The organism is Asaia prunellae JCM 25354 (genome assembly GCF_000613885.1).
GTDB classification, from domain to species: Bacteria; Pseudomonadota; Alphaproteobacteria; order Acetobacterales; family Acetobacteraceae; genus Asaia; species Asaia prunellae.
Genome location: NZ_BAJV01000018.1, coordinates 44413 through 59160 on the forward strand (window position 1 = coordinate 44413; position 14748 = coordinate 59160).

Annotated in this window: 9 protein-coding genes and 1 pseudogene; 3 read left to right on the plus strand and 7 right to left on the minus strand. The window is 55.0% G+C overall.

Annotation, left to right across the window (positions count from 1 at the left end):
• The 5 genes from JCM25354_RS13745 to JCM25354_RS22760 form a co-directional block, all read right to left on the minus strand.
• On the minus strand, positions 1-1941 hold the full coding sequence (locus JCM25354_RS13745) for an amidohydrolase (RefSeq protein WP_369345796.1): 1941 nt from the start codon (positions 1939-1941) through the stop codon (positions 1-3).
• Positions 1917-2738, minus strand: coding sequence for an MFS transporter (locus tag JCM25354_RS19170; RefSeq protein WP_084294785.1), 822 nt, complete (start codon positions 2736-2738; stop codon positions 1917-1919). The genes JCM25354_RS13745 and JCM25354_RS19170 overlap by 25 nt, the downstream gene beginning before the upstream one ends.
• 28 nt (positions 2739-2766) lie before the next feature.
• A complete protein-coding gene (locus JCM25354_RS22750; protein WP_025886432.1) occupies positions 2767-3504 on the minus strand; it encodes a TonB-dependent receptor domain-containing protein in 738 nt (245 codons plus the stop codon).
• Between the two features lie 168 nt (positions 3505-3672).
• Entirely contained in the window at positions 3673-4245 is a 573-nt protein-coding gene (locus JCM25354_RS22755) for a TonB-dependent receptor (protein ID WP_025886433.1), read from the minus strand.
• Positions 4217-5119 carry a TonB-dependent receptor plug domain-containing protein gene (locus tag JCM25354_RS22760; RefSeq protein ID WP_243444083.1) on the minus strand — a complete coding sequence of 301 codons (903 nt, stop codon included), beginning with the start codon at positions 5117-5119 and terminating at the stop codon, positions 4217-4219. Before JCM25354_RS22760 ends, JCM25354_RS22755 begins: the two co-directional genes overlap by 29 nt.
• 151 nt (positions 5120-5270) lie before the next feature.
• On the opposite strand from JCM25354_RS22760, the gene JCM25354_RS13775 reads away from it, so the two are divergent.
• Together JCM25354_RS13775 and JCM25354_RS23850 are read left to right on the plus strand one after the other, a co-directional pair.
• Positions 5271-6197: a LysR family transcriptional regulator gene (locus tag JCM25354_RS13775; RefSeq protein ID WP_025886435.1), complete on the plus strand. Its 927-nt coding sequence runs from the start codon at positions 5271-5273 to the stop codon at positions 6195-6197.
• Positions 6198-6951: 754 nt separating this feature from the next.
• A pseudogene (locus JCM25354_RS23850) lies at positions 6952-9047 on the plus strand (membrane-bound PQQ-dependent dehydrogenase, glucose/quinate/shikimate family).
• A 150-nt stretch (positions 9048-9197) separates the two neighbouring features.
• On the opposite strand, the gene JCM25354_RS13785 reads toward JCM25354_RS23850, so the two are convergent.
• Positions 9198-11849 (minus strand): glycosyltransferase, encoded by a 2652-nt coding sequence (locus JCM25354_RS13785; RefSeq protein ID WP_243444086.1) that lies wholly within the window; start codon positions 11847-11849, stop codon positions 9198-9200.
• 210 nt (positions 11850-12059) lie between these two features.
• Positions 12060-13508, minus strand: a complete 1449-nt coding sequence (locus JCM25354_RS13790; protein ID WP_025886437.1) for a hypothetical protein — start codon at positions 13506-13508, stop codon at positions 12060-12062.
• A 953-nt stretch (positions 13509-14461) separates the two neighbouring features.
• Here JCM25354_RS13790 and JCM25354_RS13805 point away from each other — a divergent pair.
• The coding region (locus tag JCM25354_RS13805; RefSeq protein WP_148301524.1) for a transposase at positions 14462-14748 on the plus strand (287 nt) is incomplete at its 3' end.

Genomic DNA, 14748 nt, shown 5'->3' on the forward strand with positions numbered 1-14748 from the left:
TTATTCACTATCCGCAGAAGGCACCACATCCGCCGGAATCAGCGTTACATAAGGCTGAACGGCCAGACGGTCTGCATGGTCCTTTTTTGCCGCTTCGAGCAGGTCGGGGTTCGTGAAGAGATCGAGCCCGGTCATGGCCATGATCTTGGCTACATGGATCATACCCTTATGCGCGACCGAAGACTGGCCTTGCGCCGTCATCTGCCAGGAATGGAGCTGCGTGCCGATGGCACAGGTCGCGCCGAGCGCCTGCACGGTGGGTACCGTCCAGCTCACATCGCCTACATCGGTCGAGCCGAGGGAAGAGCGGTTGCCCCCTGCTGGCAGCACGAAATTGGCCAGAGGCTGATCGGGATCCGGCTTGGCTCCAGCGTGACGGAAGGCGGCGATGATGTCGCTTTTCGGGAAAGTCGCCTGCATTTTGCGGGCAAAATCGCGGTCGTCTTCATCGAAGGGCGGTGGGCCAAGACGTTCGATATGGTTTTGCATGGCCGCTTCGAGAGGCGGGCAGGGCAGAAGATTGGCCATGGCGCTGATTACCCGTTCCTCCACCCGGGTTTCAGTCATCAGTGCTGCACCTTGCGCAATTTTGCGGACTCGATCGGTCAGTGGCACCAGATCAGCCAGGTCGAGCGTGCGTACGACATAGCGGATGGTGGTCTTGGCCTGGACGACATTGGGGGCTGCGCCGCCGGCATCGAGATAGGCATAGTGGATGCGTGAACTGGGGAGCATATGCTCGCGCAGATAATTCACGCCTACATTCATCAGCTCAGCAGCATCAAGCGCTGAACGTCCGAGGAAGGGAGCGGCTGCGGCATGAGCTGCCTTGCCGGTAAAGGTGAAGTCGAGCCGGATATTGGCCAAAGACGAAGGCGGGAACACGCCGGTAAAAGACATCGGATGCCATGAGATCGCAGCATCGACATCGTTGAACACACCTTCACGCACCATGAAAGCCTTGCCTGCCCCGCCTTCTTCAGCAGGGCAGCCATAATATCGTACGCGCCCCGGCAGATCATGCGCAGCAAGAAAGTTCTTCAGTGCCGTTGCTGCGAGCAGCGCCGATGAACCGAGAAGATTATGTCCGCAGGCATGGCCATTGCCATTACCGGGGAGCGGTGTGTGTTCCATTACGCCCGCTGCATTGGTCAGGTCAGGCAGGGCATCATATTCACCGAGGAAGGCAATGACTGGGCCTCCTTCACCTGCTTCTCCCATGACTGCCGTCGGAATGCCCGCTACATTGCGTGTGACGCGAAACCCTTCCTCGGCCAGCTTCTCGGTATGAAGCGCGCAGGAGCGTATCTCTTCGAAATTTGTTTCCGGTACCTCCCAGACAGCATCGCTGAGCGCGATCAGACTTTGGGCACGGTCATCGACAAAGGAGAGTATGGCATCGGTATTTTTCATCAGGAAAATCCTTGTCGGGGTAACTGGGTCAGCAGGCCGGATCGGCCTGGGAGCGACAATTGTCGCGCCGGATGAAGGGGGAATCATGCGGCGACGCAGCGCAAGATAGGCCAGAAGCGAGAGTGGCATCAAAACGCCGAGCATCCAGGCTGGTACCATGCGATCATGGAAATGTGCGATCAACAGAACCGTGACGGGTTGTGTCAAACCCCCGAAGACGGAAACGGCGACAGCATAGACCAGACCGAAAATGAACGCGCGGCTATGATCGGGAATAGCGTCAAAGAGCAGGCGCCAGACTGGTGCAATCAGCAGGCCTGACGAAAGAAATACAGTCAGATTCAGGCCGATCTGTGTGCCAAGGCCCGGATAGGTGATCGAGAGTGCATAATAGAGCATGCAAAGTGGTGTGCTGATCACTGAAACCACGATGACGAAAAGTTTCGGGTCGGGGTTGCGCAGTGCAATGCGCATGCCTGCGATAACCGCAACCACGCCGCAGATCAGTCCGAGTGCCATGGCGAACATCGCTGTGCCGGGTGGCAGATGCAGGACGGCAATCGCATAGCTGACGCCGAATGTGCGCAGGTAATTCGTGATGGTCCCGCAGACAATGAGGGCAAAAACCAGCAGGATCTTGGGAGTGAAGAGCAGGCGCAACGTATCTCCGAACGGATGCGGTTCTGCATGATGTGCCTGTTGCACGGGAATCTGACGGCGCAACCAGAAACCGAAAGGCAGAATGCGATGCCAATGAAAAACGGAATGCGCCAGCCCCAGGCATAGAGCGCGTCATGCGACAGGGTCAGGGAGAGGAACAGCCCCAAAATCACGGCCACAACCATGCCCAGAAGCTGGGTGACATATTGCATGATGCTGATAATGCCGCCCTTGCCCGGCGGGGCCGCGTCATAGAGCATGGCTGTCGCGGGGCCGACTTCGCCCCCATCCGAAAAGCCCTGCAACATGCGTGCCAGAACGATGAGAAAGGCCGCAATCAGACCGATCGAGCGGGTTGAGGGCGTGGCAGCAAGAAGCAGCGACCCTATGGCCATGATCGCAAAAGTAAGCATGAGTGCGGCCTGATGGCCGTAGCGACGCGCATAGATACCTACGCAGAACGCTCCGAGCGGTCGCAGGAAGAAACCGGCGCCGAATGTGATCAGCGCATCGAATAATCCGGCCAGCCCCGAACTGTCAGGGAAGAATGCCCTGGCGATCATCGGTGCAAAAAACGCATAGGCCATGAAATTGTAGAATTCCAAAAAATTGCCCACGCAGGCGGCCATGATAAGCCGTTTCCTGTCCTGATCCGATCCAGTCATCAGACATGTCTCCTTGTCGGGTAAGGCGTCAGTAGGTGAGGCCAATGCGACCGCCGATGAAACGGGGTGGGCCTGGTATACGGAAATAGGTCGTGGTCGATTGCGAACTCGTGGTGAAATACTCCCTGTTCAGGATATTTGACGCGTAGACGGTCGCTGTCCATGGGCCTTTGAGCGGATGCACGGTGATATGGGCACCGAGCAGGAAATAGGCAGGAAGCTGATAATTGCCCGTACCGCCGGGAACCATCGATTGAGCCGAGCGGAAATTCCAGTCGACACCCGCTTCACCCTCATAGCGGCGCAGGAAAGTGAGGCGATAATCGCCAGATCCATTCAGGGTAAGCTTGGGATTCATGCCTTCTGTTCCGGCATAATCCGTATAGATTGGTGCCCAGATGCCGGTCTGCTGATATTGCGCGTTCACGGCAGCCGCATTGATGGCCTGGAATTTCTGGTATTTGCTGCGCAGAAAGCCAAAATTCTGCATCAGATAGACGTGGCGGACGGGGTTGATTTCAGTGTTGAATTCCACGCCCCAGATCTCCGATTTCGGAATGTTATCGAAGCGCCCCAGAGGGCCATAGCCGGGCACAACATAGCTGCCCAGATATTGCTGGTCGTGATAGTCGTAATAAAAGGCCGCAGCATTGAGCCGGAAGCGATTGGGAATGATATCGGCCTTGAAACCGAGCTCATAGGCCAGAACGGTCTCGGGTTTGAACGGGTCGAGCTGGCCCTGCACTACAGTGTTGTTGGCGGTCATGCTCCGGGCTTCATGCTGCGACTGACCTTGAAATAGGTCATCAGATCTCTGGTGGCCTGAAACTGTATGCCGAGTGTTCCGGCAAACTGGTTCATATTCGAGCCGGTGGACTGGAATTGCAGGCTGCGCCGCCCGAACTGCACCGTGCGCAGATCGAGCAGTTGGCGGTCATCCGCCTATCAGCGTCACACGATAGGGTAGTTTGTAGGAGAGATGCGCGAATTGTGAGAAGGTCTGCTCATTCTGTCCGAAGGAGGTCTCCTGCAGATAGCCGCGTGTCGGGACGTGATCAGTGAAATCGAAGAATGATTGCTGCGTCATGCGTACACGGTCGTAATAGGCTCCGACCACCCATTCGAGGGGCTGCTTTCTGCGTGATTCCAGGCGCAGTTCCTGAGAGAAGCTGTTGGCGACGATATTGCGATAATTATCGCCTGTCGCCCAGAGCGTGCCGTCCTGATCAGTATACTCCCCTACCCGTTCGGTTTCGAAAGCGCTGATGCTCTTGAGCGTTGCAAATCCGAAATCGTGCGTCATCTTGAGGTCCGCACCCCACATGGTGTTGTGTTCGCTGGGGGAGAGCGTTGGTGAGCGGCCGATCAGTCTGGCCAGTCGGGTATTATAATCCCATTGCGCCTGTTGATAGGAGAGTGCCGGGTAGGGACGGCTGGGCAGGAAATTGATAACGGGTTTGGCCGCTACAACCTCGGAATCATCCTGTACCCAATGACCGCTCAGCATGATCTCGGTATGCTCTTCGGGACGCCAGCGGAGTTTGGCCCGCAGGCACCGAGACTGGCATCGCCAGATGGGCGCCATTGGTCGGGTTTGTCTGCCAGCCGCCTCCCTGCATGGTCTGCCCGGCAATACGAAAACTCAGCTTGTCACTGACGATCGGGCCGGAAACGAAGAGATTGGTCCGGCTGCGGGCATAGCTTGCGATGTCCTGTGAGACACCCCCATGCCACTCATCGGTCGGATCCGAGGTGCGGAAGGCAATTTCACCCCCCGTATCGGTCTGACCATGGCTGAAACCGACTGGCCCCGGCTCCACCGATGCGCCTGCGATATCGAACATCAGCCCCGAAGCCATACGGGCCAATGGATAGGCAACATCGTCATAATAAACGAGTACGGATGACATGTTGTTCTGCGTATAATCGTTCAATCCGATGCCGCGCAGGAAGAAATTCGTCGTGCCGGTGCCGTTCACACTCTGAACCGTAAGATTGGGTGCCACGCGCGGCAGATCGAGCAGAGAAACACCCCCCTGACGGGTAAGTGTCTCTGCCGTGATATGTGTCGTGGCGTCTGCTTCGTGCTGGGCTGCAGTGAAATGCAAGCGTCGACGGGAAGTGGTCACTGTGAGCGTTTCGGCACCACCGGTGACCGTTTTGTGATGCGTTGCGCCGTGAAGAGATGCGCCCTGAGCGGTGTTTGCGGTCGTTGCAGCAGGGTGAAGATGTGGCGCGGTCTGACCAGACGTATCACGACGGGAAGCAGCATCTGCGAAACCTGAGAGAGCTGTGGAGGATAGTGAAGCCAGCAACAGGAATACTGATGCCGTTACATGCTTCTTTACAGAACGTTCCTGTCTCTCTGAGTTTACCATCATGCTTCCTGTTGATTATTACTGGAGCAAACTGCGGTAACCGGTCTGCCCGGTGAAGTGCTGATGAAAGATTATGAGATCAAAACGTTTCGATATTGAAGCAAAATAGGGTTATATCCTGTCAACTGAATGGTTGACGTGATGGAGGAATGAGATGGCCGGGTCCGGGATTACGCTGCATCGACGCCTCAAGCTGCGTCATCTGCATCTTCTTGATATGCTCAATACGACACGCAGCATGAGGCAGACGGCGTCACGACTTGGTATTTCACCAGCAGCTGTCTCGAAATCCTGCATCGAGATAGAAGCAATTCTGGGCAAGCGTCTCTTCGAACGTGTTCAAGGGCATCTTGTCCCTTTGCCAGGGCTCGAACGCGTTCTGGTAGCTGCGCGGCGCATCGATCATGAACTGCAGACGTTGAGCGAGGATTTCACGAGAGAGACGGCGTTACTTCACGGAACCTTACGCATAGGCTTTCAGGCACCCATGCTTGAACGCCCGCTCGTGACCTGGGTGGCACGTATGAAGCAGGAGCAACCTCTTCTGACAATCAGTATCGAATATGGTATGCGCAAGCGCCTTCTGGATGATCTGCACGCGGGACGGAATGACATTGTCGTCGTCAATCTTCTGGACGTGGCATCTTCAGGGCGTTTTGAGACCCGGACGCTCTGCCTGGAACATTGCGTGATTGCGATTGATGATGATCTGATGACGAGCGCGGAGGTTTTCGACAAATGGTCGCATTTTGTCGACCGTGTCTGGCTGCTTCCGCTCAAGGGTATGGCGATGCGTGATCGCTTTGACCAGATCCTGCTTTCACGCGGACTTCCCTTTCCTCCGCGGCTTATAGAGATCAGTCTGCCTACGCTGATCGAGCATCTGGTCGAATCCTGTGATGCTGCAGCCCTGATGCCCGTTTCTCTCCTTTCGGAGACGCAACTGGCTCGGCTTCCCGTACTGGAGGGGGGTATGCCTGGTGACGATTTCTACATGGAACACGGTATTGCGTGGGCACGTGGTGGTCGCATGAGTCCGGCAGCGCAATATGCTCTCGCGATCATGTCGAACCTTCCTTGAGAGGGTTGTGCAGGTATAGTGATCTGCACATAATTTGTATTAATTTTCTCTGCGAAGACAAAAAACCGTTATATTGGCATGCTGATGAAGATGTGATGACGGAAATGAAACATTTAGGCTGCAGATTACCCAATCTTTGAGCTTTCAGGCTGGTTTTTGACTGCGAAATTTCCCGATCTTTCGGGTGTTGCGTATCGCCATGGCTTCGGTTTCTGGTTTTTCTGGCTTGTAAAAGCTCAATGCCTAAAACGGCACTCGGCGGGGTTGTCTTCCGGCAGGAGACAGGGCCGCTGAAAGCCCAGCGTGAGGATTGCTCGTGAGAAGCCTTGTCCATCTATTATGTATAGTGATCGGTCTCGTGATCACACTGCTTGGTGTCGTCCTGACACTGGGCGGTGTCGATCTTGCATGGCTTGGGGGAAGCTGGGTTTATATCCTGCTGGGCGTGTTGATGGCGGCAGTCGGCGCAACACTGATGGCACGCAAGACAATTGCCCTGCCCCTGTCTGTTCTCCTTAGCGTGGTAGCGGTTGGCTGGGCCTTCAGCGAAGTGGGCGCTGTATTCTGGCTCATCGTGCCGCGTGTGATCGTGTTTGTGGTGCTGCCGATCGTGGTCGGGCTTCTTGCACCCTTTTTCGGCTCGACTGCACGATCAAACGAAACTGGCATATCGCGCACCGGAAGTGTCTCTCGTGTCTGGGGTACGGGCGTCGCTGCACTCTATGCCATTGTGTTTGCAGGTATCCTGCTGGGTATGTTCCAGCCTCATGCCGAGGTTACCGCAGATTCCGCACAGACCCCGAAGGTCGATACGGCGCTAGGGCAACAGAACGGTAATGACTGGCCAGCCTGGGGGCGTAATCTGTCGGGTGATCGTTTTGCGCCTTACGTCCAGATCAATGCGGAGAATGTTTCCGGCCTGAAACTGGCCTGGACCTTTCACACGGGCGATCTCGCCATAGATGGCTCAGAATATCAGGTAACGCCGCTGAAAGTGGCCAACACTCTTTACCTTTGCACGCCACTCAACAAGGTGATCGCGCTCGATCCTGTTACGGGGCATGAGCGGTGGCGCTTTGACCCGCATATGCAGGTGACGCGTGGCAACAAGGGGTGGAAGCGTTGCCGTGGTGTCAGCTATGCCGATCTGACAACGATGTCATTGCTTGCTCCCGATGCGAAGGCTTTTGGTCCGGAAGAAGCAGCTGCCCCGGTCGGGGGGGAGGCAACCGATCCGGCAGCGCCTCCAGTGTCGACCAGCGGGCTTCCTGCGGCACCCGAGCCCATTACGGCTGAAACACCTTGTGCGCGTCGCATCGTCAGTACGACCAATGATGCCCGCCTGTTTGAGCTTGATGCATCGACCGGGGCCTTATGCCAGGATTTCGGTGATCATGGCATGGTCAATCTGCTTGAAGGCCTCGGCCCCACCGCACCTGGTTCCTATTATCTCACCTCGGCACCGTTGGTGGCCGACGGCGTGATCATGGTTGGCGGCAAGATTAACGACAACATGACAGTGGGCGAGCCTTCAGGCGTGATCCGCGGTTATGATGTACGCACCGGTCGTCTCGTCTGGGCCTGGGATGCTTCGCGCGGCAACAAGGATAGTCGCCCGCTTCCTCCCGGACAGATCTACGCGACTGAAACCCCGAATTTCTGGGGTACGGCGTCTTATGATCCCAAGCTGGGCATTGCTATATTCCTATGGGCAATCAGACGCCTGACTTCTGGACCGGCAACCGCCATTCCTATTCTGACGAATACACTGATGCAATTCTTGCTCTCGATCTGCGTACGGGTCAGGAACGCTGGCATTTTCGCACAGCCAATCAGGACATGTTCGATTACGACGTGACCTCGCAGCCAATCCTGTATGATCTGCCTGGGGCAGGTGGCGAGACGACCCCGGTCGTTGTTGCGCTGACCAAGCGCAGCCAGATCTTCGTTCTGGATCGTCGTACAGGCAAGCCAGTTGTGAAGGTCACGGACCGTCCCGTTGCAACGGACGGTATGCCTGGCCAGCGTATCAGCCCGGTTCAGCCTTATTCCGATCTGTCGATTGGTGTCGAGCGACTGAAGGAAAGCGATATGTGGGGGGCGACGATTTTCGATCAGCTCTATTGCCGCATCGCCTTCAAGAAAATGCGCTGGGAAGGCGAATGGACGCCGCTGACAGACAAGCAGAAGACCCTGATCTGGCCTGGCTATTATGGCGGTTCAAACTGGGGTGGTGGCGCGATCGATCCGCAGACTGGTGTTCTTGTGGTGAACGATATCCGCATGGCCATGTGGGGACAGTTCATCAAGAGAGAGGAAGCAGCGAAAGCCGGGCTCGTTCCGTCAACCGAGGGTGAATACTCCGAACAGCTCGGTACGCCGTGGGGTGTGGAACGTTCGATGTTCGTCTCTCCCATGGGAGCTCCCTGTTTCAAGCCACCTTTCGGCTCGTTGACAGCCATCGATCTGAAAACACAGAAGACATTGTGGCAGGTGCCTGTAGGAAGCATTCAGGATGCGCGTATCCATGGCATTTTCGGAGATAAGGGCATTATTCCTCATCTCTATATCCCTGTTGGTATGCCCACGATGGGTGGTCCGCTTCTGACCGGCGGTAATCTCGCTTTCTTCCATGGTTCGCTTGATAACTATCTGCGTGCCTTCGATCTCAGGAGCGGCAAGGAAGTCTGGCGTGAGCGTCTGCCGGTTGGTGGTCAGGGAACGCCAATGAGCTATGTCGAAAATGGCAAGCAATATGTGCTTGTCGTGGCCGGTGGTGCGACCCGTACAGGGACTAATGTCGGTAAGGGCGATTACGTTCTGGCCTACGCTCTGCCCTCGGCGAACTAGAGCAGGCTGTTTCTTGCCTGGCGCGATCAGGCGTGAGGAAGGAAACCGGGAACGGCACTATTCTTTGTCCTGATAATTCATGAAAACCCCCCTCAGCCTGAAAAGCTGAGGGGGGTTTTCTTATGCCCGGAGTATGGGACAGAAAAGCGTTCAGGAGGGACGGTTCAGAATGCGCCGGTAAAGCGCGGCAAGCTCCTGCGCCTGATCGTCATAGCTCGGCAGATTGCCCTTGTTGGGGTTCACGTAGGTGTCGAACCTGTCCTTCTGATCAAGGAGTGCTTCTATCGCGGTTTGTAGCGGAGTTGGATCGTCGATAATTGGAATAAGAGAGCCATTCACGCCGTCGACGATTTCTTCAGCCTGTCCGCCCGGTGCCGTCGAGATCACCCAGATATCCCGGGACAGGGCTTCTCGTACGGTCAGGCCATAGCTCTCACGCCACTGGGACGGGAAAAGAAGCACATCAACCTGATCATAGAAATCATCTAGCCCGGCTTGTGTATAGGCAGGGACGGTGCGGATAGATCCTTTTACCAGCCATTCCGAGGTATCTATCGACGGGAAGCCCAGATTAAGCGTGTTATCAACCAGAACCAGTTCCCAATCGTCACGCTCCGTGCGCTCCAGTGCCTTGCGGATCAGATCATAGCCCTTGACGAAGCCAATACCGCCAACGAAGCCGAAGCGCAGTCTTGAGCCTTTCAGTCTTTTTGCTCTGGGTCGTGACGGCCAGGTAAAACCGTTGCGATTGATCAGAATACGATCTGCAGGCACGCCATTGCGTACATAAAGACTTTTATGTTCTTCGGACGGGCTGAGAATGGCTGCCGCGCCAGCCAATGCGTGGCGCATGAGTTTGCGTCGCTCACCAAGATAGTGGGCACGCGTCGAATTGCCAGGAGCAAGCGGCACATCATCACGTTCAAGATGATACTGCCCGTCATCGCGTGTGATGAAGAGACTATCTGACAGCCACCAGCAATCATGCAGGCTGATAACATACGGAATGCCGCGCTTCTGGCAAATCCGGGCCATTCCCACACCCATTTCCTGAATGGCATGGAAATGAACCAGTTCGGCGTCCCAGGCATCGATCCAGCGTTCGATCTGATGGGCAATAGAGAGATTATCGGTAGAACCGTTACGTCCGGCAACCACCGAAAAAACATCCGTATCAAGAATGCGATAGCGCACGGCGCCATCGGGCAGTTCTTCGAGTACGGGCCTCGTGGTCATAACGCTGTTTTCAAACCCCGCTTTCTCCAGAGGCTTGAGCATGGCTTCGACGACAATGGTGGCGCCCCCGAAGGAACGTGGCGCGAGGAAGATATTGACCTGCAGGACGCGAGGTGCCCTGTGGGCAAAGCCGGAAGGCTTGCCGAAAATGGGGGCTGCCTGGTGCTCCAGGATCTGTTCGGGAGCATAGAGCGACAAGGCTGTTTCTTTGGCCTTGTGCGCAAGACTCTGTCTGAGGGCGGGATCGCGTGCCAGGGAAAGCAGCGCATCCTTCCAGGACGTTGATGAATCAGCCAGAAGACCATTTTCACCTGACTGGATGACGCGACGATAAGTATCTGTCGGGGAACAGATAGACGGCAACTCAAGAATGGCAGCTTCGAGAAACTTGATATTGCTTTTGCAGTCATTGAACAATGTGTTCTCAAGAGGCGCAATGGCAATATCAGTCTTGGCCAGCTCTGCAAGGTAGCCTTCATAGGAAAGCTCGCTGCGCCGCTGCACACGCGAGCCGAACCGGGCGAAAAGTTTTGAGATTTTGAGCGGCCCGATGATCAGCAGATTGATCCGTTGATCTTCCTGCATTGCAGCAACAAGCCCGGCTTCAGCAACCTTGAAGTCTTGGTCATGCGCGCGACTGCCTGAGCCATAGCAGACCCAAATCGTGTCGGGATCACGAGGCGCAGGAGAGGCAAGAAGCGACCGCGCGATGCTGAGAGTCTGGGTATCAAGGGCATTTTCAAGTATCAGCACATCATGAATGCCGATCTTGCGCATTTCTTCAGCGAGTGCCTGGGTTGATGCCATACCCCGACCACATGCACGCAAGGCGCGCAGATAAAGATCGGCAAGATGATAAAGACCTTGACGTTCATGATAGGTAAGCGTCGCGAGATTGCCATTGCGGCGATAAAGAATCTTGCTGAAAAGCAGATCATCTATCTCCCAGCGCGGCTTCAGACCGACGCGTTTGGCTTCCTTGATAAGGGAAAGTACGGAAGTAACACCGGGAACGCGATAGAAAAGAACCTGTGTCGCGACCTGAAGAGCAGAGAGAGCCTCGCTGCTATCCTGCCAGTCGACAATCTGAACTCTCCAGCCGAGACTGCGGATGAATTCAGCCTTCTGGGTGACACGATATTTCGTGCATTGCTGCAAGCCCATATCAGCGATCAGAAGATAATGGGGGCGCAGCATGACAGTCGCTTCTGGCGCCGGTCTTCTGAGAAAGGCAGCCTGGGCCTTTGTCGGCACAAAAAGAGGATCGCCTGCCTGGTCTCGGTGGCGCGACAGGCGTCTCCTGGCGGTACCGCCGGCGAAAAAGCGGCTTATCGCCTTGATGAAACCTTCCGCACGTCGCGAGTCCTGCCATTGTTCCCATGCTTCGTCGATTGTAATGCCACGAGGTAACCGACCAAGCGTAAGAGCTCTGACCCAGCGCAAGGGCTCCATGATCCGCCATGATACTGAATGTCGGATCAATTTGAGCTGCTGGTTTGCAATGCGTAGTTCAGCCTGGAGGGAATCTGCACGTAGAGTGGCCAGATAGGCCGCAGCCTGAGTCACCTCATCATGTGTGTCTGGAAGATTCAAAGCAGTATGTGACTGTTTGTCAGATAGATCAGGCAAGAAAGAAGTGCTCACTCAGTGATGCGGTCGAAACGGGATGTCTATAACCCGCAAGGTCTATATGCCCAAACGCAGCAACAGAAAAAATAAAGGCCCAGTCTTTTGGACTGGGCCTCTAAAAAAAACGTGATCTGGATGTATCGTATGTCAGCTGATGACGATGTTCGATGCCTTGAGATCAGTCACACCCAGGAAGTGCACTTTCATGTTGTTGTCCAGCTGCAGCGTTGTGTTGCCGCCAGAAACGGTTGCGGTAGCCAGAAGATCGCGGACTGCCTTGTCTGCGTCGGCAGGCTTGTAGTTATACATGAAGAACATGTTACCTGCAGCACTACCGAAATCGGTAATGGTGATATCGCCGCCATTATGGCCTGCAAGAACCCCAAACGTATTGGCTGCGCCGCTGCCACCCGTGACGGTTGCAAAGCTGTCGCCATTGGAATCGGCGAATTGTGTACCAAAAACGAAGTGGTCGGAGCCTGAGGTACCAAGGATCGTATTGTTGCCTGCACCCGTCCAGGCTTCGAGAGTGCCCTTCGACGATGAGGCATCAATGTACTGGCTGCCTGTTGTCTTGGGCTGGTTTGCCGTGAACAGGGCGAGGCCGTTTGTGTTGACCGTAGCATGCAGGTCATTGGCGCCCCAGATTGTGCCCATACCGGCATTGATCGAGGTGTTACCCGTGCCAGAGATGAACTGCAGGGCTCCAGAGGCGCTGACCGATTGATCCGTGCCATGATAGACCTGCAGATCGCCTGCTGCCGAAATTGTATCGCCTACAGAACCCACAATGGTGCCTGTCGCGCCAGTGAAATTCACTGTCGAGCCTGTACCACCGAAGATTGTGCTGTTAACACCAACCGAGATCTGGCTGCCCGCAAGAGCGGCATCGACCACAGCAGAGTTGGACTGCAGCGTGACGATCGAGTTGCCGCCCAGGATCGTGACTGTATCGGATGAGTTCTCGACACCAGTGATAGTGTCCTGACCTTCCGAAGCAACAAAATTGGCGCCCTTGTCCAAGGTGATGCTGTTCTGGCCGTCGCCAGCACGAATATTGTTCGTTCCAGCAGCTGCGAAAATGGTGTCGTTGCCATCGCCTGTTGCGATCGTCCAGTTACCGGTACGACCACGTGCGTCAAACACGTTGTTACCCACGGTTGAGACAAAGCGGCCATTGTAATTGCCAGCATAGAAGGTGACGCCCTGCGTATCACTGGCGAGAACAGACAGTGAGCTGGCGGTGATACCTGTGCCGTTGACGGTAACGGCGTTGGGCCAGGTAGTGGCTGGCGACGGGTTGGATTCCGGAGCAGCCGGATTGTAAGCACCACCCTGTGCGCCAATTACCAGATTGGTATAGTTCCCGGTCATCGAGAAGGCGCCACCCGTCGTGATCACGCCCTGAATCAGGGCATTGGACGTCGAGGGACTTGAGTTATCGCCAGCCGCAAGATCGACAGAAGTGAGACTTAATCTCTCGGCCGCGCTCCACATCTGTGAGGCATAGCTTGAGGCCAGAGACAGCATACGGGCACCTTCAACAGTGACCTGTACTGACATACCAGACGAACCAACTACTGTTACGATCGCCATGCGATCTGCTCCTTATGGTTGTTTATGGAGGCATCAGACATTGATCGTTACATAGCGCTGGGCGCCTTGAACCAGCCCAAACCTCAGATCGTGCCCCGTGCCTATACCCGCATCAGAAAATCAACGTTCTTATAGATGTCTTAACCTTTGCTCAGAGTCAACAAATACAGATTGAAAATACCCAATACATAATAATTTGTTGCGAATTCTTCATGGGCGCTGAGAAGGAGAATTCTAAGACGATTTGCAACAAACACCTTGTGTTGGGGCCCTGAGTTTTCAAGGGATTTTCTCTGTGGAGAGCTCATTTTGGGGAAAAGGCTGTCACATTCGTGTGACATATGTGGTGTTCACGAAACGGGAGAAGGCACGAGGTGAGGAGGGCTTAATTTACTGTCGTAAAGTAAAGTATGATTATCAATGGAAAATTCTATGAGATCGAGACTGCGGCATGGTTTTTCCGTGCATCGGAATTACAGGGATAATGTAATTTTTATTGCGTATGATAAGTATAGTTTTGCCTGAATCTTTTTAATAAAAGAAAATGCAGAGGAAAAAGACCAATTCCCGGGGTGTTGTCTGTCTTGCACGCCTTTTTGGTGGGTGTCCTCATACTTGTTCTGACACTTATGACAAAGTGCGAAAATGAGCAGAAATGCTCGGAGGTCAATGGGGTTTCAGTCGGTATCGAAGGTGTTTCTCTTCCACGTACCGTGGGGGTGGTCACATAAAATCATTTCTGGTTCATTCCGGAAATTTCATCTTGTCGTAAAGCCGGAGCATGAGTCATCAGCTCCGGAGAGGCTTGTCAGCAGTCGATGTGGTGCAGGCAGGTCAGCCGAGCAATTCATGAGTGCAGGTACTATCGGGATCGGGTCGGTTTTCCTGACAGACTAGGTCCCGTTAGGTCTTGGAACATGTATGAGATTGCATAGCTCATTGTGATGAGCATGATGCAGTCTGCGTTTTCCGATGATGCGTGGTCGGTGTGGGAACCTCTGATTGAGGCGGTCCGTCCAAAAGGTAAAACCCCGCAGCGCGATCTGCTGCGGACCGTCTCGGCGATCTTCTGGCGGCACCAGAACGGGACGAAATGGCGGGCCGTTCCCGCCGAACTTGGCCCGTGGTGGACTGCGGCCCAGTTGTTCATTTGGTGGGCGAAAGCGGGTGTCTGGCAGGCGCTTTTCGAACGGGTAAAAGACCGGGATCCTGCTTTGGGCATGGTGTTCCTCGACGGCAT

Excerpts from the sequence above, each read along its gene's own strand:
- JCM25354_RS13745 (WP_369345796.1), bottom strand. The coding sequence starts at position 1,941 with ATGTTCGCCATGGCACTCGGACTGATCTGCGGCGTGGTTGCGGTTATC.
- JCM25354_RS19170 (WP_084294785.1), bottom strand. The coding sequence starts at position 2,738 with ATGACTGGATCGGATCAGGACAGGAAACGGCTTATCATGGCCGCCTGC.
- JCM25354_RS22750 (WP_025886432.1), bottom strand. The coding sequence starts at position 3,504 with ATGACCGCCAACAACACTGTAGTGCAGGGCCAGCTCGACCCGTTCAAA.
- JCM25354_RS22755 (WP_025886433.1), bottom strand. The coding sequence starts at position 4,245 with ATGCTGAGCGGTCATTGGGTACAGGATGATTCCGAGGTTGTAGCGGCC.
- JCM25354_RS22760 (WP_243444083.1), bottom strand. The coding sequence starts at position 5,119 with ATGATGGTAAACTCAGAGAGACAGGAACGTTCTGTAAAGAAGCATGTA.
- JCM25354_RS13775 (WP_025886435.1), top strand. The coding sequence starts at position 5,271 with ATGGCCGGGTCCGGGATTACGCTGCATCGACGCCTCAAGCTGCGTCAT.
- JCM25354_RS13790 (WP_025886437.1), bottom strand. The coding sequence starts at position 13,508 with ATGGCGATCGTAACAGTAGTTGGTTCGTCTGGTATGTCAGTACAGGTC.